Here is a 24164-nt window from a genome sequence, read left to right on the forward strand (position 1 = left end):
CTTGTCCTGAAGTGGTCGCGTACCCGTGTTTCAAGGGACGGTGATGTACACCTTTCACGCGGACGGGCCGGTTCCGGACACCGAATTGACAGGCAAAACCGACACGGGTGGTGGCAGTGACAGACCAGGATCGGCCGGAAGAGCCCCGGCTGACGGTGCTCGGCTCCCTCAACGGAGCCCAGGACACCGGAAAGCTCAAGCAGTCGTTCGTGGACGGCAGCGCCGAGATCGCCATCGGCGCCGCCGTCGCGAGCGGCTTCTTCGTGGAATCGGCCAAGACGCTGATCGCCGGGGACACCGCCGGACGCTGGTGGTTCCTCCTCGTCTGCTTCGTCGGGATCGGGCTTATCGTCTTCGGCTTCTGGCGACGCGAACAACTGCGGCGGCGGGTCCACATCGGAATCGTCGCCACGGCCGCGGACGCGGCGAAGGGCCTGGCGCACGCACGGCAGCTCGAGAGCCAGGCCGAGACCTACAGCCGCGCCTGGCCGGTGACAGTCAAGACCGGTGTGCGACTGCCGGCCGACGGCGGAACGGCACCGGACCTGGTCCAGGCACTCGCCGACAAGACGATCGAGGCGATGACGCTCGCCGAGCAGCTCTCACCCAACGCCGTCCAGATCAACCTGTTCCCGACCATGCGGCTGCACGTCGCGTTCCGCTACGGGGCCAGGTTGGGTCAGACGCACACCCGAGGCGTCATGGTGTACGAACCGCACCATGAGGGCGGCGCCCCGTCTCATTTCCCCGCCGCGCTGCTCAAAGCCACCGACTCGGCAGGCGGGCCACTCAACATCGACGGCATGCAGAACATCGACGGCGGCGACCCCACCGCCACCGCGCTCGCACTGGACCTGCAAGCACGCGGAGAAGCATTCTTCGCCCCCGTCCGGAAAACCTGCCAGGAGGACGGCATCGGCAACTTACTCCGCCTGAGCAGCCGGGTAAGCCGACTGCCCGAGAACACCGAAACCTTCACTGCGGCCATCGAACAGATCTGCCGTACCTGGTTCGAAACGCATCTACCGGACGGCGCCCGTACCGGCCGGCACGCCATCTTCCTCAGCGGCCCGGTAGCCATCGCCGTCGCCCTCGGCGCACGCCTGGCCTCCGCCGACCACGGCCGCTGGACCGCCTACACCTACGACGCCGCCAACAACACCTACGAACGCTTCCCGCCCTCACCCACCGCCTGATCCCGACAAAACGCAGGTCGCAACATATCTACTCCCATTAAAACCCTGAGAAGACTCGGCAGCCCACCAAGGGTCGCCGAGTCTTTCGCATAATTCGCCGCATTTCATCGAGGGCGTGAACCGGATGTGTCACGCCGTACAGTATCAATCCAATTCGGTTCTATCGGCGACATCGACCCACGGAAGAATAAGGGGCAGACAGCCGAGGCGCATTGCAACCCGAAGCAGTTTAGTTGAGCCCTGCGACTACAGCATCCCGGCCACCCCGACCTTCAGGGTCGGAGTTTCAATCCGATGCGGTTTTGTTGAGCCCTGCGACTATTCCTTATAGTCCTTCAAGAAAGGGGACTGAAGTTTCAATCCGATGCGGTTTTGTTGAGCCCTGCGACCCCCGTCAAGGAGGCGGCCACCCCGGGGGACAGTTTCAATCCGATGCGGTTTTGTTGAGCCCTGCGACTCCTGCCAAGTTGGGAGGACAGCGTGTCTTTGAACAGTTTCAATCCGATGCGGTTTTGTTGAGCCCTGCGACTGACATCAGAGAGATGACGGCTCGACACCTCGGTTTCAATCCGATGCGGTTTTGTTGAGCCCTGCGACCGTCAACGACGAGATGCCGTCCGTCACGGAGGCCAGTTTCAATCCGATGCGGTTTTGTTGAGCCCTGCGACCGCCAGCTTGGCTTCTGCAGGTGCGTGGATCAACAGTTTCAATCCGATGCGGTTTTGTTGAGCCCTGCGACTCGCTTTCCCCCACGCAATCACAGGTTCCCAAGTTTCAATCCGATGCGGTTTTGTTGAGCCCTGCGACAAGCATGACCGGACCGCAGACCGACAACCAGATCGAGTTTCAATCCGATGCGGTTTTGTTGAGCCCTGCGACCGGAAAGGCTGTAGCGGAGAGGATCATCTGGGAGGTTTCAATCCGATGCGGTTTTGTTGAGCCCTGCGACGGGGTACGTGATGCCTCGCAAGATGCCTCGCAAGAGGTTTCAATCCGATGCGGTTTTGTTGAGCCCTGCGACAGTACCTCAGATTGTGGGGGTCTGACCTGCAGGTTTGCAAGATCATGCGCCAACCTCCCTGGAAGCGATCTTGGAGAGGTGCTAGAAATGATCTTCGAGGTGAAGTTTGCGCAGGTGGGACCAGCTTCTGGAGGTGTGCGCCAACCTCTTCGCAATTTGCAGAATGGTCGAATGACGGCGCGCTGGCCACGTACGGGAGTGGAACACGATGGGGTGTCGGCGTCTTGACGGCTGAGCCGGGCACTACGGCACAACCCGTCAGGGGTGACTGGCTGGCGTCGGAGGCTTGTCATGCCGTTCCGGGCCCGGAACGGCCGTGGTGGCGCATACGACCCCGCAGCCGACGCCGGTCAGACGCAGTCACGGGTGTGGGACGCGCAGCTCGCCTACCATGTCGATCACATCGCCCATGGTTCCTTCCGATGGCTTGGCCTTCCCGCAACTGCCCACGCACCCTCCCAGTTTCCCACGTCATCCCCGACTCTCATAGCCTGTGCAGCCCCGAACCAGGGCGGTCCCTACGGAGGCCCGATCGAGGACCTGGAAGGGACCTGCGTCCGACGGCGAAGAAGCCCTTGATCAGCAACCCGTGTGGGGGCCGGAGCGGCGAGGGGCATCAGGACCCCCTCGCCCGCAGCGCCCATCTCCGAAGACCCTGGCAGTTGGCGTGCCGCCTCCACACTCCATCGTTTGTTTTGTAGACGTGCCAGTAGATGGCGCAGGCCTCGACGGCCCAGGCTTCCGCGGGTCGTAGGCGATGCCGCACATCGGGCTGAGGTCCAGGATCACCCGGACGTCGTCGCCGCACACGAAGTTCTCGTAGCAGTTGCCGCCGGACCGGACGGTGACGCGCGTGCGCTTGGTGTCGGCGGGCTTCTGGTTGGTTCGCCCACCCCCGGACGTCAGGGCCACCACATCACTGAGACGTCCCCGAACGTCCTCAGCCCGGCCGCACCCCCATTGCGAGACTCCGTCGACCCCAGGTGACCGGAGCAGCTGCGAGGACTTCACGCACGCGGCGCCAACGTCACACTGATCCCGCCAGCGGTACGGGCAACTCATCCCGGTCGACGAAGTCGTAGGAGGGTGAATCAGAAGGCGCCAGTAACTGTGGCAGCCCAGATGGTTGGTGTTGATCGATCCCTGATGGGTGTTCATTCAGCACGTCAGCCAGGGCCCTTACATCGTAGATCAATTGCAGACCCTTCGCCACCCCTATCTCACTTTAAGTTAAAGATAGAGTACTGATCGTGATAGTGTGGAGCGCAAACATGCGCAAAGGAGGTGACTAACGGCAGTCCGAGAGAGGTGTACGCGCCTGCCAACGTACGGGCGAACCCCTTCACGCTGTGCCTGGCCGGGCGCGGGTGAAGGCCCAGGGGGCCTCAGGCCCAGGGGGCCTCAGAGGCGATCGTGAGCTACAGATAGGAGGAGGAATGCAGTGGCAAAGATCCTGATCGGTAAGTACGAAGGGTCGATCTACGAGGAAGGAGACGGCTGGACGGGTGCCATCTCGCTCGGCTTCGCTTCGAGCGGCAAGCGCAAGCGGCTCAAGAGGAAGGGGAAGACCAAGACCGAGGTCCGGGACAAGCTCGTCAGCGCCGTCAAGGAGCTGGAGGCCGGCATCAAGAGCACCGCGTACTACACGGTCGGCGACGCGGTCGACGACTGGTTGTCCAAGGGGCTCAAGGGGCGCGACGCCCAAACGGTCACCACCAACCGCATCCTCGCCGAGAAGCACGTCATCCCCTATCTCGGCAGGGCCAAGCTCACCGAGCTGCGCGCCGACGACGTGGACGAGTGGCTCGACGGACTCACGGGCAGGCTGTCCACGCGCTCCCTGCAAGGAGTCCACGCGATCCTCAAGCGCTCGATCCGGCATGCGCAGGCCCGGGACAAGATCGCGCGGAACGTGGCGGAACTCGTCACGACGCCTCGCGGGAGGGCCGGGCGGCCGAGCAAGGCGCTCACGCTCGCCCAGGCCAACGCCGTCCTGGAAGAGGCCGAGTCGTCCCCGCTGCACGCCTACGTGGTGCTCAGCCTGATGGTCGGTATCCGCACCGAAGAGGCACGCGCTCTGCAGTGGGCGCACGTCATCGCCTGGGACGAGGAGAAAGAAAGGTTCCGGGCGGTGAGCGAAGCCGGCTTCGATCATGACCGGTTCGCCCTGTACGTGTGGCGCTCCGTGCGGATCCACGGCGACACCAAGACCAAGAAGTCCCGCCGCACCCTCGAGCTCCCCGCACAGGCCGCGGACGCCCTGCGCAGGCACCATGCGCGCCAGGCCGTTCAGCGCCTGAAGGCGGGTGAGGTCTGGCAGGACACCGGTCTGGTGTTCTGCACGAGGACCGGAACGGCCCTGGCCGCCGGGAACGTGCGGCGCAGCTTCCGGCTGATCACCTCGCGTGCCGGGATCGGTGAGGAGTGGACTCCTCGCGAACTCCGCCACTCGTTCGTCTCGATCATGAGCGACAGCGGGGTGCCGCTGGAGACGATCGCCGACCTGGTCGGGCACGCCGGAACGGCCGTCACCGAGAAGGTCTACCGGCACCAGCTGAGGCCCGTCATCACCAAGGGCGCCGAGACCATGAACACGGTCTTCGGTCAGAGCAAGTCCGCGTAAGTCTGGGAGCGGTGGCTCCCCGTTTGGCTCCCGGAGGGGCCTCAAGATCGAAAAAGGCCTCGGAATGATCTCCGAGACCTAGTCTGACCTGCTACAACGGGGTGGGCGATACTGGGTTCGAACCAGTGGCCTCTTCGGTGTGAACGAAGCGCTCTCCCACTGAGCTAATCGCCCGGGTGTTCCGACTTCGGAAACTCTAGCGCATGTTGGGGGGTGGTCGCGTGGCGAGTGCCGTCAGGTGGGGCGGGCGGTCGGGTGGCGGTGGACCCAGATGAGGTAGGTGGTCATGCAGACCAGGGCCCAGACCGCGAGGGTGATGAACGGCTGGGCGCGCTGGTGGCCCTGGAAGTAGATGGCGGTGTGCTGGGCGTCCACGGAGGCGCCGGGTGGGAGCCAGCGGCCGACGAGGCCGAGGGGGGACGGGAGGAGCGGCCAGGAGACGGCGCCGCCGGAGGACGGGTTGCCGATCAGGACCATGAGGCCCCAGGTGGGGAGCATGGCCCAGCGGCCGATGAGGACGTTGAACATCGTGAAGACCATGCCGCTGGTGAACATGGTGAGCGAGGAGATGGTCCAGGACTCGGCGAAGGGGAGCCTGAGGACGCCGAGAAGGTGGTCGACGACGGAGCAGATGGCCAGGCCGCCGAGGGCGGAGTAGGCGGCGGTGAAGGCGATGCGCTCGCCGGGGTTGAGGCCCTTGGCGTGCACGTTGAGCTGGATGGCGCCGACGAAGCCGATGATGACGGCGGCGAGGGAGATGTAGAAGATGGCGAGGCCCTGCGGGTCGGTGGGCTGGAGGGGCTTGATGTCGGTGACGGTGACGGGGACGCCGACCGACTGGCCGGCGGCCGGGGCCGCCTCGGTGAGGATGCGGGCGACGGAGGCGCCGGACGCGGGTGCGGTGGCGAGGGTCGCCTGCCGTCCGTTGAGGATGACGATCGCGAAGGCGCGCTGTTCTTCGATGGCGTCGGCGGCCCTGGCGTAGGTGGGGTACTCCTGGACGGAGAGGGAGGTGTCCAGGTGTTCGTCCAGGGCGTGCAGGAAGGCGGAGGACTGGCCTTGGCCCGTGACGGCGACGGGGATGTTGCGGGGGGCCGGGTTGGCCATGGCGTAGCAGTAGGAGCCTGCGAACAGGCCCGCCGCCGAGGCGAGGATCACCAGCAGGACGATGGCCGGCAGGTAAGGGGACCCGCGAAAGTCCGCCCACCGGTCACGCACAAGGTTCACACGGTCACGCTATGCGAGCCGGATGGTCAGGTCCAGAAGGTGGGGTCTTCGATCTTCCAGGGCAGCGTCAGGCCGTAGAAGGCCAGGTAGGCGGCCACCGCGGCGGCCACCACGACGGCGGTCACGGTGCCGAGGATGGTGTTGCGGCGGCGTTTGCGGGGGTCGAGGGCCTTCTCCTTGGCGCGGTCCGCGGCGGTCTTGGCGCGGTGGAGGGCGCGCTGGGCCCAGGCGAACTCGGTGGCGAGGATCGCGAGGCCGACGACGATGCCGACGAGGCCGGGGCCCGGGGTGACCATCATGATCAGGCCGCCGATCAGGACGGTCGCGCCGACGGTGAAGACGGCGGCTCGCCAGGCGGTGTTCAGGAGCGGGTTGCGTCGTACCCGGTCGCGGAAGCGGTGGAACAGTCCGGGTTCCTCCGGAGGCGGGGCGACCTTTTCTTCATTGATTGCCACGGATTTACCTTAATCCAGGTGTCGGGGGTGCGGGGACGCCGGGGAGTGCGCGGATCGTCCCGCATTGTGGGCACCGGTGCACCCACAAGATCCGCTTTTGCGCAGGTCAGACGCAGGTTTTGCTACGGTGAGATGGATCACAAACGCCGGGGACGCCGGAATGTTCCGCCGAGATCAGGCAGTTAGGCGTCATAGATCGCGGGGATGTCGGTGAGTGGGAGAACCACCCCACCGGAGTACCCCGCGAGCCAGCGGGACCGACGTTAGAGGGAATGGCCATGAGCAGCAGTACCACCGTCTCAGCGCAGCTGGGCCTTCGTCTCGTCGTCCCCGACCGCACGACCGTCCCCCTGCTCGCCGGGCTCGAGTACGCGGCCGACGACCCGTACGCGATCCGGATGGCCTTCTACGTGGGCGACGACGAACCGGTGGAGTGGATCTTCGCTCGGGAGCTTCTCACGGTCGGCATCGTGCGCAGGGTCGGGGACGGGGACGTCGAGGTCTGGCCGGCCGACGACGACGGCTCGCTCAACATCGCGCTGTCGTCCCCGTTCGGGGACGCGTTGTTCGAGGTGCCGCTGTCGCCTCTGGCCGACTTCCTGCACCGGACGTACCAGGCCGTTCCCGCGGGGGAAGAGGCCGAGTTCATCGACATCGACGCCGAGCTGGAGAACCTGCTCTGGCCGTCCTGACCCGGCCCGGGCCCGCTCAGCCTGACAGGCGCGCTATGTGGCGCATCTTGTTCATCGCGTCCAGGGCGGCGACCTTGTAGGACTCGGCCAGCGTCGGGTAGTTGAAGACCGCGTTGACCAGGTAGTCGACGGTTCCGCCGCAGCCCATGACCGTCTGGCCGATATGGACGAGCTCGGTGGCCCCGGTGCCGAACACGTGGACGCCGAGGAGCCGCCGGTCGTCCGGTGAGACGAGAAGCTTCAGCATCCCGTAGGAGTCCCCAATGATCTGGCCGCGCGCGAGTTCGCGGTAGCGGGAGACCCCCACCTCGAACGGCACCTTGGCCTCGGTGAGGGCGTCCTCGGTGCGGCCCACGAAGCTGATCTCGGGAATCGTGTAGATGCCGATCGGCTGCGTCTCGTGGATCTCCGAGACGGGCTCGCCGCACGCGTGGTGGGCGGCGAGGCGGCCCTGCTCCATCGAGGTGGCGGCGAGGGACGGGAAGCCGATCACGTCCCCGACCGCGTAGATGTGCGGGACCTCGGTGCGGTAGTCGTCGTCGACCTTGATCCGGCCGCGGTGGTCGGCGGTGAGGCCCGCGGCGTCCAGGCAGAGGTCGCCGGTCATGCCCTGCCGCCCGGCCGAGTACATGACGGTGTCGGCGGGGATGCGCTTGCCGCTCTCCAGGACGGTGATCGCCCCGTTCGGGAGGCGTTCGACGGACGCGACGGTCTCCCGGAACCTGAATGTGACGGCCAGGTCGCGCAGGTGGTACTTCAGCGCCTCGACGATCTCCAGGTCGCAGAAGTCGAGCATCCGCTCGCGGCGTTCGACGACGGTGACCTTGGTGCCGAGCGCGGCGAACATCGAGGCGTACTCGATGCCGATGACGCCGGCGCCGACGACGACCATGGTCTCCGGGATGCGGTCCATGTTGATGATGCCGTCGGAGTCGATGATCGTCCGGTCGTCGAAGTCGACGGTGTCGGGACGGGCCGGACGGGTGCCGGTGGCGATCACGATGCGGTCGGCGGTGACCTTCTGCTCGCGGTCGCCGGCACCGGCGATCCCGATCGCGTTGGGCTCCAGGAACCGTCCGGTGCCCGGCATCACGGTGACGTGGTTGCGGGCGAGCTGGCTGCGGATGACGTCGGTCTCCCGGCCGATGACGTGCTGGGTGCGCATCCCGAGGTCGGCGACGGTGATCTCGTCCTTGACCCGGTAGCTCTGCCCGTAGAGCTCGCGCTGGTTGAGGCCGGTCAGGTACAGGACCGCCTCGCGCATCGTCTTGGACGGGATCGTCCCGGTGTTGATGCACACGCCGCCGATCATGTCGCGGCGGTCGACGATGCCGACCTTGCGGCCGAGCTTGGCGGCGGCGATGGCCGCGCGCTGCCCGCCGGGCCCGGACCCGAGCACGAGGAGATCGAAGTCGTTCACTCCCCCAGTCTGGCGGCAGGCGGGCGCCCTGATAAGGCCTTTCGCCGGACCGATCATGATGCGTCCAGTTCAGGCCGGGATCAGGGCGGGGTCAGGGCGGGATCAGGGCGGGATGAGGCCCTCGGCGAGCGCGTCCAGGCCCGCCTTGATGCGGTCGAGCGGCATGCCGCGCGTGCGCCGCTGGTGGAGGAACAGGTTGGCGGCGAGGGGGGCGAGGAGCGCGTCGGCGAGGTAGGCGGTGTCGATCCCCGGGCGGATCTGGCCGAGGAGCATGGCCAGGTGCATGTGGTAAAGCGCGTAGGAGCCGTCCCGGAAGCGGGCGCCGGGCGGGTCCGCCTCGGCCATGAGCAGCAGTTCCGCCTGCGCCTCGGTGCGGTCGGCGAGGGCGTGCAGGAACGCGCGGAGGCGCTCGGGCGGGGGCGCGCCGGGGCCGAGGGGCGGCGGGCCGTGGATGAAGGCGTCCTGGAAGTCGCGCTCGCGGTCGTCGATCACCGCGTAGACGAGCCGGGCGCGGTCGCCGAAGCGCCGGTAGACGGTGCCGACGCCGACGCCGGCGGCCCGCGCCACCTCGTCCATGGAGACCGCCTCGGCCCCCCGGGCCGCGATCACCTCGGCCGCGGCGCGCAGGATGCGGCGGCGGTTGAGGGCGGCGTCCGCGCGTTCGGCGGCCGGACGGCCCGCGACCGGCAGTTCCCGCATGTCGGCCTCCGTCCGGGGGATCCTGCTCGGGGGATCACGCTCCGGCAGGCTACCCGAGCCAGGCTCCGCTTCGAGGTTGTATCCGGAAGATTCTCCAGTTAATCTCGACCGGAGAGATTTCCGGTTATCGGGGGGGTGTTGTCGTGGCCTGGATCTTCCTGGTGATCGCGTCGCTGATGGAGCTGGTGTGGGCGACGGCGCTCAAGGAGTCGGACGGACTCACGAAGCCGTGGCCGACCGCGATCGGCCTCACGGTCGCGCTGCTCAGCGTCGTCGTACTGTCGCTGTCGCTGCGCACCCTCCCGGTCGGCACGGCCTACGCGGTCTTCACCGGCTTCGGCGCGCTCGGAGTGGCGGTGGTCGGCATGATCGCGTTCCACGAGAGCGCGTCGCCGGCCCGCGTGGCGTTCCTGGCGCTCATCGTCATCGGCGTGGTCGGCCTCCAGTTCGCGGAGAACTCCTAACCGTCTAGTCCCGGCGGAGACCGGGCAGAGTGAAGGCATGGCACGGGAGATGCTGGGCATCGACATCGGCGGTTCCGGGATCAAGGGGGCGCCGGTCGACCTGTCCGACGGCGCGTTCACGCGGGAGCGGTTCCGGATCGAGACGCCGCGCCCCGCCAGGCCCAAGCCGGTCGCGAAGGTCCTCGCCGAGATCGTGGACCATTTCGGCTGGGACGGCCCGGTGGGCGTCACCTATCCCGGCGTGGTGATCGACGGCGTGGCGATGTCGGCGGCGAACGTGTCCAGGCACTGGCTCGGGGTGGACGCCGCCTCCCTGTTCGCGGACGTCACCGGCCGGGAGATCACGCTGCTCAACGACGCGGACGCGGCCGGGGTGGCGGAGATGCGACTCGGCGCGGAACGCGGCCGGCGCGGCACCGTCGTCCTGCTCACGCTGGGGACGGGCATCGGCAGCGCGCTGTTCACCGACGGCGTCCTCGTCCCGAACACCGAGTTCGGGCACATCCAGATCAGGGGGAAGGACGCCGAGCTGCGCGCCTCCGCGAAGGCGCGCACCGAGGAGGGCCTCAGCTGGTCCAAGTGGGCGAAGCGGCTCAGCGAGTACATGACGCACCTGGAGGCGCTGATCTCCCCGTCGCTGATCATCGTGGGCGGCGGGGTGAGCCGGAAGTCCGATCGCTTCCTGCCGCTGATCAAGGGGGTGCGGGCGGAGATCGTCCCGGCGCGGCTGGTGAACAACGCGGGCATCGTGGGCGCGGCGATGGCCGCGGCCGCCGCGCATCCCGCGGAGACCGCCGAGCCGACCGAGCCGACGGAGCCGACCAAGCCCGCGCCGCGCGAGGTCCGGGCGGCGGGGAAGAGCGGCGGCGCCCGGCGTGAGCGCGGCACCGCCCGCGCCGCCCGCTAGTCCATCCGGAGCCGGACGGTCGCGATCTCCCAGGGGCGCAGCGCCAGCGTGACCGTCCCGCCGTGCACGTCGAGCGGGATGCCGGGGCGTCCGAGCAGGTCGACGCGGAGGGCCTCGGTGAAGTCCCCGCGCAGGACGGCCGTGGTGGGCTCGGCGCACTGGGCGACCATCCGGGTCTCGGCCCATCCGTCGCGGGAGCGGAGCGAGGTCATGACCACGCCGTCGCCGCTGATCGCGACGCCCTCCCGGGACTCCGGGACGGGCGCGGAGGCATGCCCGTAACCGGCGGCGGTGAGAAGGTCGTGGCGGTACGCCTCGGCGGCGCGGAGCACCTCGGTTCCGGGCCGTGCGCCCTCGTAGGGCAGGACCGCCATACCGACCGTCCGCTCGCCGCGGCACTGCGCCGCCGGAGTCGGGAGCTGCGGCCCGGCGGGCTGGTCCCGGTAGGCGTTGCGGTCCCGGGACAGGTACCCGACCGCGCGCAGGAGGGTGAGGGCCATCTCCCGTCCCGTGCCGGTGACCTCGTACTCGGTGACGTGCTCCAGCAGGACGGCGATGCCGCCCGCGGCGACGAACCCGGCCGCGGGATAGGTCGGCACGGGACGCTCCCCGAAGCCGCCCTCGGCCGTCAGCCCCCGCTCGGTGATCGCGAACTGGCCCTCGGCGAAGGAGGCGTCCGCCCGGCGCGGCAGGGACAGGTGCATCCGGACGCGGTGGTCGTCGCAGCGGTTGTCGAAGGTGACCCGCAGCCGCAGGAACGGCTCGCCGGCGCGCAGCTCGGCGCGGGTGGTGACGGTCACGCCGTCCTCGGCCTCCGAGCGCGTGTCACCCGGCAGGTCGCCGGACACCGGCCAGCGGTAGGTCCGGACGACGTCGAACGCGGCGACGAGCGGCCCGTCCGAGACGGGTCTCACCTCCACGGTCAGCGGGTCGCCGACGATCCGGTCGTGGGCGGGCGGCGCGTAGTTGTAGGAGTCCCCCAGGTCGCCGCCGTCCACGATGCGCCCGACGCCTTCGACGACCTGGCCGGACGCGGTGCGCAGACCGAGCGTGCCGTCGGCGTGCGCCTCGGCGCGCAGCAGCCCGTTGTCGAGGACGTTCCCGTCCACCGTGACCGGGCCTTCCGCGGCCCGCGCGGCGGGCACCGGCCGGACGGCGGTCAGCCCCAGCGGGGGCACCTCGACGAGCGCGGCGACGGTGCGGCGCGGATCGGCCAGGATCCGGACGCGCCACTCCCCCTCCGCGTCCCGCAGCGCCTCCCGCACGTCGCCGAGGTCGAACGGGACGTCGGCGCGGGACGTCACGTGGAAGGTGAGCGTGCGCTCCTCACGGGACACCGACCAGCCGCGGATCTCCTGCCCGAACAGCACCCGCCCGTACACCCGCTCCAGCAGGATCGGCAGCTCGGAAGCCGGATGGACGGCGTCGTCCAGCACGGTCGGCGCGACGTCGAGCGTCTGCACGGGGACCGGCCGCCCGTCTCCTGTCACGAGCCCCGGCTCGCCCTCGCACGGAATGTCCAGAGTGACCAGACCGGCGCGCGGGGCGGGGGAAGGGTTGAACACCAGGTGCGCGCCGATCGGGAGGGAGCCGGCCCGCTCGGCGGTGACGAGGTCGCAGACGGCGCGCCCGAGCTGCTCCGCCTCGGCCATGTGCGCCGCGACCTGCTCGGCGGTCTCGTCGCTGCCGCAGCCGGTGACCGAGTCGTGGCAGCTCGCCTCGATGAGCCGGCGCCACGCCAGGTCGAGGAACGTGCGCGCGTCGCCGGCGTGCCAGAGGGCGGCCAGCGGCTCGGCGTACCGCTCGACGAGCCGCTCGGCGCGTCCCATCAGCTGCTTGAGCCGGACGCGGGCGGAGATCACGCCGGGCAGGATGTTGGCGCGGGCGTGCGACCGCAGCTCGCCGCGGACGTGCGGCAGCCCGTCGACGGACGGCGTCGTCCCCGCGAAGTAGCCGGCGAGGGTGTCCAGCCGCATGCCGAGCCCGGCGGCGGCGACCCGGTCGGCGAGGTCGGCGGCGGGCGCGGTGTGGTCGGCCCCGTACATCGCCAGCAGGGGGCCGCCGTGCGGGGACCAGCGGCCCATCGCCTCGGCGAAACCGGCGACGCGGGCGGGCAGCGGCGACGGGCCGTCCCCGACCTCCTCGAACATCGACGCGGCGTTGCCGTAGCCGCCCTCGGGAAGGTACTGGGTTCGGATCGCCGTGCCGTCCGGCGCCTCCCAGGCGAACGCGCTGGCGCGGACCCGGTCGGGGACGCCGCGCCACACGCACGCGTGCTCGATCCCGGCGAACTTCAAGATCTGCGGCGTCTGCGCGCAATGCCCGAACTGGTCGGGCAGGTAGCCGACCATCATCGCGGCGCCCATCTCGCCCGCGCGACGCATCCCGAGCTCCAGGTTCCGGACGATGTTCTCCCCCGAGCACAGGAACTCGTCGTGGAGGATCTGCCAGGGCCCGACGGCGAGCCGGCCCTCTCGGACGAGCGCGGCCACCCGCTCGCGGCGCTCGGGACGGATCTCCAGGTAGTCGTCGACCGCCGCCATCTGACCGTCCAGCGTGAAGTGCCAGCGCGGGTCGGCCTCCATCCGGTCGATGACCCCGTCGAGCAGCGACACCAGCCGCAACCGGAAGCGCTGGAACGGCAGGTACCACTCGCGGTCCCAGTGGGTGTGCGGCACGACGACGATCTCCGGGCTCCCCGCCGTGTTCTCTACCCTCCCGTTTTCTACCCGCACAGTGCGATCACCTCGTTCTCGTGGGTCTCCAAGCGGTGCATGCCCGGGCGGTCCACCGGTATCCGGACGTGGTCACCGCGAACGGCGGCGCGTCGCCCGTCGGGCCGGACGAGCACGGCGCCGCCGGCGCCGATCGCGATCAGCTCGTCCTCGACGCGCAGCAGGACGGGCGCGTCCCGCCCGGCGGACACGGCCGTCCGGCCGGCCAGGAGGCCGCCGAGCACGTCGCCGAGCCCGTCCCCCGCGTCGTCGGCGAGGACCCAGGTGACGGGCTCGCCGAGGGTCTTGTGCTGGGCCGGGTCGTGGAAGTCGCTGCCGCCGAGGGGGACGACGCCGCCGGGGCGCCATACGTCCGCCCAGGCCAGCGGGGCGCCCCAGCGCCGGTCCCACCAGGACGAATGCCAGAGCTCGACAAAAGCCGGACGATCTCTCGCCGGCAGCGGGCGGCGCCAGGCGCAGTCGCCGCTCAGCGGATGGTTGATCGACATCAGCCCGCCCCGCGCGGCGGCGGACGCGGCCCAGTCGGCGCTCGGGCGCCGGAAGTCCACCCAGCCGGTGTCGCCGAGCACGTTCGCGTGCCCGAGGTCGGTGGTGACCTCCTGGCCTGGGAGCAGCAGGACTCCGGCGTGGGCCCCGGCCGCGGGCAGCTCGGGATGGTGGCTGACGGTGTTGTGGTCGGTGACCGCCAGGTAGTCGAGGCCCTGGGACGCGGCGAGGCAAGCCAGTTCGTGGACGGTGAGCGTCCCGTCGCTGTGGACGGTGTGCGAGTGCAAGTCACCGGCGAGCCATCGCATCCCACGCGGGGCGGGCAGTTCCCTGCGTGGTGGACGTTCCGGCCGTGGAGGCGGGGTCTCGGCCGCCCGAGGTGGAGACGACGTCGACGTGGTCACGGTGACCTCGTACGGGACACCGTCCGGCGGTATCCGGTGGAGGCCGAGCCAGACGTGCCATGTGCCCGGTTCCAGTTCCCCCGGCAGGTACCCGGGGGTCGCCCAATCCGCGCTTACCGTGTAGTGGTCTCGCGCCCCACCAGACCAACCACGGAACCCGTCCGGCCCATGGCAGCCCAGGTCGATGACGCCTCCGTCGTAAGAGAGCTCGACCGTGACCGATGCCGTGCCCGGCCGGACATCGAAGGGCAGTTCGCGGAGCCCCCGTTCCAAGCGGTCCTCCAGGCTCCAGCGCCCCCGATGCACCGTCATCCGTGTCCCCCGTCCAGCTGTGTGAAGACTTCCGGGACCACTTCTCTGATCAGGGGTCCATGAGCTCGGCGGAGCGGGCCGCGAACGCCTCCATCGCCTTGGCGGTGACGGGGCCGGGCGCGGCCGGGAGGGCCGTGCCGTCCACCGCGCGGATCGGCTGGACGTCGCGGGTCGTGGACGTCAGGAACGCCTCGTCGGCGCGATACAGGTCGTCCAGCGCGAGGTCCTCCTCCTCGCCGCCGAACCACTCCAGCGTCAGCGCGCGGGTCACCCCGGCCAGGCAGCCGGACGACAGCGGCGGCGTGACGAGCCGCCCGCCGAGGACGACGAAGATGTTGCTGCCCGTCCCCTCGCACAGGTCGCCGGCGGTGTTGCCGAAGATCGCCTCACCGCCGCCGCGCTCCTTGGCGTAGGCGAGCGCCAGCGCGTTCTCGGCGTAGGACGTGGTCTTCAGGCCGGACAGCGCGCCCCGCTCGTTGCGCGGCCACGGCACGACCGTCACGTCCGCCGTCGGGGGGAAGGGGTCCTGCGGCCCGACGATGATCGACATGGTCGGGCCCTCGTCGCCGCGCGCGGAGCCGAGCGGGCCGGGACCGCTCGTGTAGGTGATGCGCATGCGGGCCAGCGGCCACTTCGGCGCCGCGGCCAGCACTTCCAGGGCGCCCTGGGCGAGGGCGTCGTGGTCGGGCTCCGGCAGGCCGAGGCCGGCCGCCGAACGGGCCAGCCGGCGCAGATGCCGGGTCAGCGCGAACGGCTCCCCGTGCGTCGCCTTCACCGTCTCGAAGATCCCGTCCCCGACCAGCATGCCGTGGTCGAAGACCGACACCGTCGCCCGCTCGGGGTCGACCAGTTCCCCGTTCAGCCAGATCCTGGCCTGCGCCGTCACCGGAAGCCACCTCCCATTACAGTCCGCTGATGGCCCCACAGTACGGGCCCCGGCGGAGGGGTTCGAGTCCATCCGGCCGGCACGCCCGGGACGGCGGGAAGTTCAGGCCAGGACGCACCCGAACGTGTCGGAGAGCCCCGCCAGCCCCGCCTCCGTCACGACCAGCGCCCGCCGGGTCGTCCCCCGCTCGAACCAGCCCAACTCGATCATCCGGTCGGTCAGCGCCGCGCCCAGCGCCCCGTTCAGGTGCGGGCGCCGCTCCGTCCAGTCGAGGCACTGCCAGGCGAACCTCCGTCGCGCCTTCCGCAGTGCCGCCACGTCCAGTCCGAGCGCCGCCAGACGCTCCTCGCCCTTCTCCGTCACCTCGAAGGCGTCCTCGCCGTCGGGCTCGATCAGGCCGCCGTCCACCAGTGCCGCGAACAAGGTCACGCCCGCCGCACCGGCGAGATGGTCGTAGCACGTCCGGGCCGCGTGCAGCCGCCGCGCGTCCCGCGACTGCCGCAGGCTCCGGGGCCCCACCGGCGGGCCGATCCGCGACAGCGCCTCGATGAGCTGTGCGACCTCGCTCCCTTTGAGCCGGTAGTACCGGTGCCGGCCCTGCTTGACCACCGTCACGAACCCGCCGTCCAGCAGCCGGCCGAGATGCGCGCTCGCCGTCTGCGCGCTCACCCCCGCCGTCCGCGCCAGTTCCCCCGCCGCGAGCGGCCTCCCGTCCAGCAGCGCAGTCAGCATCGCGGCCCGCGCCCGGTCGGCCAGCAAAGCGGCGACCGGCGCGAAGTCCGCACTCAGAACGTGCTCCTCACCCATGCCGCCGACCCTAGACGCCGCACCGTTCGGCAGCCGTCGAAGCGTTTCTTCGGTCCCGCCGCGAAACCCGGTTTGGGGAACGGCCCCCGACGCGCTAAGGTCTTACCCGTCGCCGCAGGGCGCAAGCGGAAGTGGCTCAGGGGTAGAGCATCACCTTGCCAAGGTGAGGGTCGCGGGTTCAAATCCCGTCTTCCGCTCTGAGGGGCCTTTCAGGCTATGACCAGAAGGTCTCATTCTGGTGGAGTGGCCGAGAGGCGAGGCAACGGCCTGCAAAGCCGTGTACACGGGTTCAAATCCCGTCTCCACCTCAACGCCGTACCTCCCCCGGAGGCCACGGAAACGGGCGATTAGCTCAGTGGGAGAGCGCTACCTTGACACGGTAGAGGCCACTGGTTCAATCCCAGTATCGCCCACCACAAGATCCCCAAGCCGGACGGCACGTCCGGCTTGGGGATTCTGCATTTCCGGCCCCGATCACCGACCCGGTCCTCGACCCGGTCCTCGGGTCCTCGGTACTCTCGCCCGCTCAGGGGCCGCGTACACCGCCCCGCGTAGGCCACCTTGTGTAGGACGCTACGGCCCGGAGAACACCGAGGCGGCCGTGAGCACGTCGTGCGCGATGACCGGATCGCCGCTGGTCTCGGCGCGCACGCTCGCGGCGGTGCGGCGCCCTCCGGCCAGCAGGCAGAACTCGACGACGTCCATCCGGACCTGCGCGGACGGAACGTCACCTGCCGCCGTCCCGCCGAGCGGGATCGTCCACTGGCCGCCGCCCGGACCGTCCAGGACCAGCCGCAGCACCTGGTCCGGGTGAACGCGCCCCGTCACCGCGAGCGCCTTGGGCAGGCTCCGCACGCCGAAGTCGGCGATCGGGAGCAGGTGCTCGGCGGGCGGCGGCGGCAGGGCTCGGCTCGTGGCCCGGGCGATGTCGTCGGCGTGGATCCAGGTCTCGAAGGCGCGCGCCGTCACGTGGTGGCTGAGGCGCATCCGGACTCCGCCCACCTGGATCCGGCGGTCGGCGTCGCTCTCGCTCAGCCGGTCGCACAGGTCGTCCGCCTGCCGCCGCCACGCCCGGCGCGCCTCCTCGGGCGCGAGGCGGCGGCCGATCGCCTCCGCGGTGCGGGCCGGGATGTCGCCGGCGGTCGACTCACCGCCCGCGACCGCCTCGCCGAGCAGCCCGTCGGTGGCGGCCAGGTGCGCGACCAGGTCGCGCGCGTCCCAGTCTCCGGCGGCGCTCGCCGCCCACTCGGCCTCGCGGAGGCCGGACACCAGGGCGTCGAGCATCGCGACGACCGCGGCGTAGGGCCGGGCGAAGCCGGGCGCCGGGCGCGCCGGCGGACGCCGGGACAGTGCGGCGTGAAGCATACGAGCGCGCCGGTCCGGCGGAGACTCGGTCATGGTGCGCTCTCCTCCTCGGCCAGGGTGTCTGCGATGCAGCGCAGCCCGGTGCGGATCCGTGACTTGAAGGTGCCCTCCGGTAAGCCCAGCTCGAGGGCCGCCTGCCGGTACGTCCGCCCACGGTAGTAGGCCAGCTCGACCGCCTCCCGCAGGCGCTGCGGGAGGGCCGCCACCGCATGCCGTACCCGGACCTCGGTCTCGTCGGCGATGATCACGTCGATGATGGGGACGGCGGGTTCCGCGTCCTCGACCGCGTCCAGCAGGCGCCGCTGCCGCTCCTCCTTGCGGACCCAGTCGACCGCGCGCCGGTGGCTGAGCATGGCCAGCCAGGTGCGCAGGGTGCCGCGGCTCGGGTCGAAGGCGTAGGGGTTCTCCCACAGGTGGACGAACACGTCCTGCGTTATCTCCTCGGCGACCTCGCGGCGTCGCGTCACCTGCAGGGCCAGCCCGTGGACCAGGGACGAGAAGTGATCGTAGGCTTGCCGCAGCGCGCCGTCGTCCCCCGCCGCCAGCCGCTGCCTGAGCCGGATGTCCCCGTCCATCGAACCCCTCTCCCAGTGGGCCGGACGACACAGTCGTTGCCCTCAGGATTCGCCCGTCGGTGAGGACCGGATGAGCCCTGGCCGACAACGGCCGTTCCACGACTGTCTGTTTCCGTGGCCGTCCCCAGGCGGCATAATGCCCCGGCTCGATCAGGCTGCCGGACGGCGAGCATCCGGGCCAGGGGCCCGGATCCCGCCCTTCAGTCCGAGGCGGGCAGCGGTTTGGCCGCCTTGCGGGTCATGGGGGCGCCGTCGCAGCTCAGCTCGCCCGCGCCGGACGAGGTGCAGAGCAGCTCCAGGGTCTGCGCGGCGTTCACGTAGCGCTTGCCGATCTGGGTGACGGCCTCGCCCTCCGGCGGCGGGGCCGGGGACCCCTGCGCCGGGACCATCGGGCTCCCGCCGCAGGCGATCTCCGGCCGTTCCCCGGCGGGCGCGCGGACGACGATCACCCGGGTGGTGCAGACGGCGCTGGCGAGCTGGTCACCGGGACGCAGGGTCATGGCCGGTGTCCTTTCCGAGGAGGCGGTCGGTGAGCTGGGCGAGATCGTAGGACTGGCGGGCCATCCAGAATCGCAGGAAACCCGTCAGCGAGTAGCGCAGGAAGAGCGCCGAGCCCACGACGGACGCGGCGACGCCGCCGAACCCGAGGGCCAGGGCGTCCCGCTGGACGAGCGGGTCCCGGGTGCCGTGCGAGACGAGATAGGCCGCCGCGCACAGGGCGAGGCCGAGGACCATCAGCGCCGCGCCGGCGCGCAGCCAGAGGGCCGCCCGTCCGGCGGCCGGGTCGGGGATCTTCAGCTCGGCCAGTTCGCGGACGAAGCGGTCCGCGCGCGTCTCGGCCGGCTCGGTCGAGGTCATGGGGCACTCCCGAGGTAGAGGGCGGACAGTTCGGTGCGCAGCGCGTCGTCGGGGTCGCCGCGCCGTTCGACCCGGCCGCGGACGAGCACGGCCGCGTGGTGGGCGATGTCGAGGACGGCGGCCGCGAACTGCTCGACGACCAGCACGGCCACTCCCTGCCGGGCGATGTCGGCGACCTGCTCGTACAGGCCGCCGACGACCAGCGGGGCGAGGCCCATGGACAGCTCGTCCAGGAGCAGGACGGCCGGGTCGGTGGCGAGGCCGCGGGCGAGGGCGAGCATCTGCTGCTCCCCGCCCGACAGGGTCCCGGCCCGCTGCGCGGCCCTCCGGGCGAGGACGGGGAACCGCGCGAACGCGACCTCCTCGATCTGCGCGCGGGTGCGGCCGGTGAAGGTCATCATCAGCAGGTTCTCGCGCACGGACAGGTTGGGGAACACGCCGCGTCCCTCCGGGATGAGGCAGACGCCGGCGCGGGCAAGGTCGCCCGGGTCCGCGCCCGTCACGTCGCGGCCGCCGACGACCAGCCGCCCGGACGCCGCCGGGTGCAGGCCCGCGGCGACCCGCAGCGTGGTGGTCTTGCCCGCGCCGTTCGGCCCGAGCAGGGCCGTGACCTCGCCCGCGCGGACGGCGAGGTCCACGCCGTGCAGGACGGTGATCCCGTCGTGGGCGGCCCGCACCCGGCGCAGTTCGAGAAGCATCCGGCTCATGCGTCCCCCAGGTAGGCGGCCAGGACGGCCTCGTCACGACGGATCGCGTCGGGCGGGCCGGACGCGATGACCTTGCCGAGGTCCAGCACGTGGACCTCGTCGCATACGCCCATGACGAGACCCATGTCGTGCTCGACGAGGACGACGGCCGTCCCCTCGTCCGCGAGCGAGCGCAGCAGGGCGGCGAACCGCGCGGTCTCCTCGCCGTCCTGTCCCGCCGCGGGCTCGTCGAGGAGGAGCAGCCGGGGACGGGTGGCGAGCGCGCGGCCCACCTCGACGAGGCGGCCGGCGCCGGTGGGCAGCGTGCCGGCGGCGCTGTCGGCGATCTCCGTCAGGTCGAGCCGGTCGAGGATGGCGGCGACGGCGCTCGCGGCGCGCCGCCGCTCCGGCCCGAGCTCGGCGGCGACGAGCAGGTTGTCGCGCACGCTCAGCCGCCCGAACGGCTCCAGCCGCTGGAACGTCCGGGCCAGGCCGTGCCGGGCGCGGCGGGCCGGGCCCATCCGGGTGACGTCGCGGCCGCCGAGCACGACGCGTCCGGACGACGGGCGGCGCAGCCCGGAGACGACGTCGAACAGGGTGCTCTTGCCGGCCCCGTTGGGGCCGATCAGCCCGGTGACGCGGCCGGGCTCGGCGGTCAGACCGACCCCGTCCAGCGCCAGGTCGGCGCCGAACGCGACCGTCACGCCCTCAACCACCAGCGACGCCACGGGCCAGCACCTCCTCGTCCCCCGGACGCCATGCGCGCCGCACACCCCACCACTCCACCGGAACGTCGGGTTCGGGCGCGACCGTCCTGGCGTGCCGCGCCTCCGCGAGGGCGCGGAAGACCAGCGCCACGATGAGGGAGCCGCAGAACAGCGTCCAGCCGTCGATGGCGCCGGCGAGCCGCAGCAGCCAGGCCACCGCGAGCGTGCAGAGCAGCGCGGGCAGGACGATTCCGTCCCCAGCGAGCGGCTCCCACCTGCGGCGGAACATCGGCACGATCCCGTCGGGGTTGTGCCCGAGCCCCATCCCGGCGAGGCCGGGCAGGAGCGCGATGAGGTTCTGCGTCCACGGCGCGAGCCCCAGCAGCGCGTTCGGCGCCACGAGCGCCGTCCCGGCGAACAGGCCGTTGCCCACCGCGCCGAGACCGCCGATCACGGCGACCAGGAACAGCGGCAGGCCCGCCACGAGGTTGAACTGCTCCGGTGTGATCGACCGCTGCTGCATGCCGTAGAGCGCGCCGCCGAGCCCCGCGATGCCCGCCGCGAGCGCGAACACCGCAACCTTGGCGGCCAGCAGGTTCCCGCCGAGCGTCGCGTAGGCGGCCTCGCTGTCGCGAAGGGCGATGAGCCGCCGCCCGAACCGGCCGCGGCGCAGCACCGCGACCCCGAGCGTGGCGAGCGCGAGGCACACCGCGGCGAACACCGTCAGCTCCGCCTCGCCGTCGAGCGCGCGGCCGAACAGCGACGGGCCGGCCACCTCGACCGAGCCCTGTTCGAACAGCGCGACCCGCACCCCGAGCAGCTCGAACGTCGGCAGGGTGAAGATCCACCGGTCGAGGACGACGGCGAACGCGGCCGTCCCGAGCGCGAGGTACACCCCGGACAGCCGCAGCGCGGGAACCGCGATCAGCGCCCCCGCCGCCGCCGACACCGCGACCGCGGCGGCGAGCGCCCACGGCGATCCGTCCGCGCCGAGGTGCGCCCACACCACGGCTCCGATCCCCGCGACGCTGAGCTGGCAGAGGGAGATCTGCCCCGCGTACCCGGCCAGCGGGACGTACGACAGCGCGACCACGCCCAGCGAGAAGATCGGCGCGACCGTGATGAGGTCGGGTTCGTCCAGCACGGAGGCCAGCACCGCCCCGAGCAGGACGGTCGCGGCGGCGAACACGGCCGTCCCGCGCATCGTCGGCAGCGGGACCCGGCCGAGCCGCCGGTCGCGGCCGCGGAGCCGCCGGTGCGGGAACACCAGCAGCGCCGCGAACAGCAGCAGCGCGGGCGCCGCCAGCCGCAGCCCCGGAAGGTAGGCGTTCTGCGGCAGGTAGCCGGTCAGGTAGCTCTCCAGGCAGCCCACCACCACCGCGCCCCCGAACGTCAGCGGCAGGCTGCGCAGCCGCCCGAACACCGCCGCGGTGTACGCGCTGACGATCAGCAGCGAGAGCTGCGCGGCGTCCAGCGCGACGGTCGGCGCGATGAGGATGCCGCCGACCGCCGCGAGCTGCGTGCCGAGGATCCACGCGGCGCGGCCCGACCGGGCGGGGTCTCCCCCGTTGAGCCGGACCAGGGCCCGGTCGTCGACGGTCGCCCGCATCTCCGCTCCGGTGCGCGTCCGGTTCAGCAGGAACCACAGCCCCGCCGCCACGGCCACCGCGACGAGCATGGTCACGGCCTGGTGCCAGGTGACCGTGGCGGGCCCGATGTGGAACGGCTTCCGGTCGGCGAAGAACGTCGGCAGCGGGCGGGCGACGTTCGGGTCCCAGATCCAGCGGGCGGCGGCGATGAGACCGCTCAGCAGCGCGACCGTCATCACGAGCCGCTCCGCCTCGCCCAGCGCCTGGACGGGACGCAGCAGGACCCGTTCCACGGCGGCGCCGAACGCCGGGGCGAGCACGAGCAGCACCACGGCCAGCGCCACCGGGACGGGCCATCCCCAGCCGGCCGTGAGCTGCCAGTAGGCGAACGCCGCCAGCATGCCCGCCGCGCCGTGCGCGAAGTTGAACACGCCCGTCGTGACGTAGGTGAGCACCAGCCCGCTGCCGACGACCGCGTAGATCGCGGCGGTGCTCAGGCCGACGATGCCGAAGGTGAGGAACTGCTCCATCTACTTGACGTCGCTCATGCTCTTGCCGACGTCGGCGAGCTTCAGCGGCCTGCCGTACTGGCCCTTGTACTTGTACGGGGGCACGTCGCAGCGGTAGGCGCCCTTGTCGGGCTTGAAGTCGGCGGGCCGCCAGCCCTGCGGCGTCGCCCGCTCGACGTTGAAGCACTGCAGGGGCTTGTCCGCGGAGGTCAGGTCGACGGGGGTGAGCAGGCCGCCCGCCGTCCAGGCGCTCTCCTTGCGCGCGGCCTCGTAGACGCACTTGCGGGTCAGGGCGTCGCCGCAGGACGCGGCCGCCTTGGCGAACAGGAGCCAGGCCCCGAAGCCGCGCACCGCGGGCAGCGTCACCTGCGCCTTCGGCGCGTACCGGGCGTACAGCTCGGTGAGCTGCTTGGACGCGGGGTTGGAGGCGGCGTTCTCCAGCGGGTACACGCCGCTGAGGTCGGCGAGGTTGTTCTGCGCGCCGAGCGAGTTCGCGGCGAGCTTCAGGAACGCGGGGCCGTAGGAGTTGTTGTTGGCGTCGATCCAGTCGAGCTTGTAGCTCATCCCGGTGAGGACCTGCTCCAACTTGGCCAGGTCGGCGAAGCTGCCGTAGAACACGAGGCCCTTGACGCCCTTGCTCTTGACGGCCTGCGCGTACGGCGTCCAGTCCGTCGTCCCCTGCGGGGGGAACAGGCCGTCGTAGACGATCTTCGCTCCGGCGGCCTGGAGGCCCTCCTTGGCCTGGCCGCCCAGCACCTTGGTGACCGGGGAGTCGCCGCCCATGAGGCCGACGGCGCCGGCCGAGCCGGGGTAGCCCTCCTTCAGCAGCCAGTGGTAGTAGCCGCTGTAGCGGTTGTGGGACGAGCCGCCCGTCTGCGCGACCTGCAGGTCCGCGCCGTTCGCCTGGATCTGGCTGGTCTGGGCGGGGAAGTCGGGCAGCAGGCAGGACAGCCGCTCCTTGACGCCCATGCCGTCCAGCCCGGCGGAGCCTCCGGCGAGCGCGAAGTCCTCGCGGCAGGCCTCCAGCATCCGCTGCCGCACCTCCATGAACTTGGCGTCGCGCACGGTGGGGACGATCTTGCGGCCGTTGATCCCGCCCGCGGCGTTGCACCAGGAGGCGAAGACCTTGGCGAGGTCGAGGTACTCGGGGTTCTTGGTGTATCCCACGTCGCTGAAGACGCCCACCTTGATCTGGTCCGCCGTGACGCCCCGGGCGGGCGAACCGCTCGCCTTGCCGGGACCGCAGACGCCCTTCAGGTCGCCGAAGTCGCCCGTCACGGGCTGGCCGGCCCGGGTGGACGCGGGGGGTGTCTCTTCGCCGCCGGAGCCGCTGCGGCCGCACCCGGCGGCGATCAGGGCGACCGCGGCCAGGGCGGCGATGGTGGCTTGCGCTTTCACGGAGTCCTCCTCGGTGGCGTCCCCGACTGTAGGTGGAAACTAGCTTCTCACTTGAAGAGAATCAAAGATTCAAATTCTGCAAGCGCCGATATGCCTCGCTGCATCGCGTCCCGGTCGCCGCGGCGGCGCGTCCCGCGGCGGCC

21 protein-coding genes, 4 tRNA genes and 1 CRISPR repeat array are annotated in these 24164 nt (G+C 70.9%); of the genes, 8 read left to right on the forward strand and 17 right to left on the reverse strand.

Annotated elements, in window-relative coordinates:
- The first annotated feature begins 209 nt into the window (after positions 1-209).
- Both SM418_RS07875 and SM418_RS07880 read left to right on the forward strand, forming a co-directional pair.
- Positions 210-1196, forward strand: coding sequence for an SAVED domain-containing protein (locus tag SM418_RS07875; RefSeq protein ID WP_371939996.1), 987 nt, complete (start codon positions 210-212; stop codon positions 1194-1196).
- Between the two features lie 210 nt (positions 1197-1406).
- A CRISPR array of direct repeats spans positions 1407-2217; the repeat unit is 37 nt; unit sequence AGTTTCAATCCGATGCGGTTTTGTTGAGCCCTGCGAC.
- Positions 2218-3658: 1441 nt separating this feature from the next.
- The gene (locus SM418_RS07880) at positions 3659-4840 is read left to right on the forward strand and encodes a site-specific integrase (protein WP_371939997.1); all 1182 of its coding nucleotides are present in this window, start codon (positions 3659-3661) and stop codon (positions 4838-4840) included.
- A 102-nt stretch (positions 4841-4942) separates the two neighbouring features.
- On the opposite strand, the gene SM418_RS07885 is transcribed toward SM418_RS07880, so the two are convergent.
- The 3 genes from SM418_RS07885 to SM418_RS07895 all read right to left on the reverse strand — a co-directional run bounded on the left by SM418_RS07885 (position 4943) and on the right by SM418_RS07895 (position 6522).
- A tRNA-Val gene (locus SM418_RS07885) sits at positions 4943-5014 on the reverse strand.
- A 60-nt stretch (positions 5015-5074) separates the two neighbouring features.
- Positions 5075-6067: an ABC transporter permease gene (locus SM418_RS07890; RefSeq protein WP_371939998.1), complete on the reverse strand. Its 993-nt coding sequence runs from the start codon at positions 6065-6067 to the stop codon at positions 5075-5077.
- Positions 6068-6093: 26 nt separating this feature from the next.
- Complete coding sequence (locus tag SM418_RS07895; protein WP_371939999.1) at positions 6094-6522, reverse strand: TIGR02611 family protein; 429 nt, start codon at positions 6520-6522, stop codon at positions 6094-6096.
- 278 nt (positions 6523-6800) lie between these two features.
- Here SM418_RS07895 and SM418_RS07900 point away from each other — a divergent pair, with 278 nt between their 5' ends.
- Positions 6801-7214: an SsgA family sporulation/cell division regulator gene (locus SM418_RS07900; protein WP_371940000.1), complete on the forward strand. Its 414-nt coding sequence runs from the start codon at positions 6801-6803 to the stop codon at positions 7212-7214.
- Between the two features lie 16 nt (positions 7215-7230).
- Here the strand turns inward: SM418_RS07900 and sthA are convergent, their stop codons facing one another.
- On the reverse strand, positions 7231-8634 hold the full coding sequence (gene sthA / locus SM418_RS07905; RefSeq protein WP_371940001.1) for a Si-specific NAD(P)(+) transhydrogenase: 1404 nt from the start codon (positions 8632-8634) through the stop codon (positions 7231-7233).
- A gap of 102 nt (positions 8635-8736) precedes the next feature.
- Entirely contained in the window at positions 8737-9333 is a 597-nt protein-coding gene (locus SM418_RS07910) for a TetR/AcrR family transcriptional regulator (protein ID WP_371940002.1), read from the reverse strand.
- Between the two features lie 143 nt (positions 9334-9476).
- Between SM418_RS07910 and SM418_RS07915 the strand changes: the two genes are divergently transcribed.
- Together SM418_RS07915 and ppgK are read left to right on the forward strand one after the other, a co-directional pair.
- Positions 9477-9797, forward strand: a complete 321-nt coding sequence (locus SM418_RS07915) for a DMT family transporter (RefSeq protein ID WP_371940003.1) — start codon at positions 9477-9479, stop codon at positions 9795-9797.
- A 37-nt stretch (positions 9798-9834) separates the two neighbouring features.
- Positions 9835-10704: a polyphosphate--glucose phosphotransferase gene (gene ppgK, locus SM418_RS07920; protein WP_371940004.1), complete on the forward strand. Its 870-nt coding sequence runs from the start codon at positions 9835-9837 to the stop codon at positions 10702-10704.
- On the opposite strand, the gene SM418_RS07925 is transcribed toward ppgK, so the two are convergent.
- The 4 genes from SM418_RS07925 to SM418_RS07940 all read right to left on the reverse strand — a co-directional run bounded on the left by SM418_RS07925 (position 10701) and on the right by SM418_RS07940 (position 16334).
- On the reverse strand, positions 10701-13439 hold the full coding sequence (locus SM418_RS07925) for a glycoside hydrolase family 38 N-terminal domain-containing protein (RefSeq protein ID WP_371940005.1): 2739 nt from the start codon (positions 13437-13439) through the stop codon (positions 10701-10703). The two genes, ppgK and SM418_RS07925, sit on opposite strands and share 4 nt — an antisense overlap.
- On the reverse strand, positions 13430-14641 hold the full coding sequence (locus SM418_RS07930) for a CehA/McbA family metallohydrolase (RefSeq protein ID WP_371940006.1): 1212 nt from the start codon (positions 14639-14641) through the stop codon (positions 13430-13432). Before SM418_RS07930 ends, SM418_RS07925 begins: the two co-directional genes overlap by 10 nt.
- 49 nt (positions 14642-14690) lie before the next feature.
- On the reverse strand, positions 14691-15527 hold the full coding sequence (locus tag SM418_RS07935) for an aminotransferase class IV (protein WP_371940007.1): 837 nt from the start codon (positions 15525-15527) through the stop codon (positions 14691-14693).
- Positions 15528-15629: 102 nt separating this feature from the next.
- The gene (locus SM418_RS07940; protein ID WP_371940008.1) at positions 15630-16334 is read right to left on the reverse strand and encodes an ArsR/SmtB family transcription factor; all 705 of its coding nucleotides are present in this window, start codon (positions 16332-16334) and stop codon (positions 15630-15632) included.
- 125 nt (positions 16335-16459) lie between these two features.
- On the opposite strand from SM418_RS07940, the gene SM418_RS07945 reads away from it, so the two are divergent.
- From SM418_RS07945 to SM418_RS07955, 3 genes are all read left to right on the forward strand, one after another.
- Positions 16460-16531 (forward strand) — tRNA-Gly (locus SM418_RS07945).
- A 40-nt stretch (positions 16532-16571) separates the two neighbouring features.
- Positions 16572-16642: transfer RNA gene (locus tag SM418_RS07950), tRNA-Cys, on the forward strand.
- Between the two features lie 33 nt (positions 16643-16675).
- Positions 16676-16750: transfer RNA gene (locus tag SM418_RS07955), tRNA-Val, on the forward strand.
- Between the two features lie 157 nt (positions 16751-16907).
- Here SM418_RS07955 and SM418_RS07960 read toward each other — a convergent pair.
- The 8 genes from SM418_RS07960 to SM418_RS07995 form a co-directional block, all read right to left on the reverse strand.
- Positions 16908-17732, reverse strand: a complete 825-nt coding sequence (locus SM418_RS07960) for a maleylpyruvate isomerase family mycothiol-dependent enzyme (protein WP_371940009.1) — start codon at positions 17730-17732, stop codon at positions 16908-16910.
- Positions 17729-18274, reverse strand: coding sequence for a sigma-70 family RNA polymerase sigma factor (locus SM418_RS07965; protein ID WP_371940010.1), 546 nt, complete (start codon positions 18272-18274; stop codon positions 17729-17731). Before SM418_RS07965 ends, SM418_RS07960 begins: the two co-directional genes overlap by 4 nt.
- 200 nt (positions 18275-18474) lie before the next feature.
- The gene (locus SM418_RS07970; protein ID WP_371940011.1) at positions 18475-18774 is read right to left on the reverse strand and encodes a hypothetical protein; all 300 of its coding nucleotides are present in this window, start codon (positions 18772-18774) and stop codon (positions 18475-18477) included.
- Positions 18755-19132, reverse strand: coding sequence for a hypothetical protein (locus SM418_RS07975; RefSeq protein WP_371940012.1), 378 nt, complete (start codon positions 19130-19132; stop codon positions 18755-18757). The genes SM418_RS07970 and SM418_RS07975 overlap by 20 nt, the downstream gene beginning before the upstream one ends.
- A complete protein-coding gene (locus SM418_RS07980) occupies positions 19129-19839 on the reverse strand; it encodes an ABC transporter ATP-binding protein (RefSeq protein ID WP_371940013.1) in 711 nt (236 codons plus the stop codon). Before SM418_RS07980 ends, SM418_RS07975 begins: the two co-directional genes overlap by 4 nt.
- On the reverse strand, positions 19836-20546 hold the full coding sequence (locus SM418_RS07985) for an ABC transporter ATP-binding protein (protein WP_371940014.1): 711 nt from the start codon (positions 20544-20546) through the stop codon (positions 19836-19838). Before SM418_RS07985 ends, SM418_RS07980 begins: the two co-directional genes overlap by 4 nt.
- Entirely contained in the window at positions 20527-22644 is a 2118-nt protein-coding gene (locus tag SM418_RS07990; RefSeq protein ID WP_371940015.1) for a branched-chain amino acid ABC transporter permease, read from the reverse strand. Before SM418_RS07990 ends, SM418_RS07985 begins: the two co-directional genes overlap by 20 nt.
- Positions 22645-24021, reverse strand: coding sequence for an ABC transporter substrate-binding protein (locus tag SM418_RS07995; RefSeq protein WP_371940016.1), 1377 nt, complete (start codon positions 24019-24021; stop codon positions 22645-22647).
- Positions 24022-24164: the final 143 nt, after the last annotated feature.

Origin of the sequence: Actinomadura chokoriensis, from assembly GCF_041463665.1 — a bacterium.
GTDB lineage: Bacteria > Actinomycetota > Actinomycetes > Streptosporangiales > Streptosporangiaceae > Spirillospora > Spirillospora chokoriensis_A.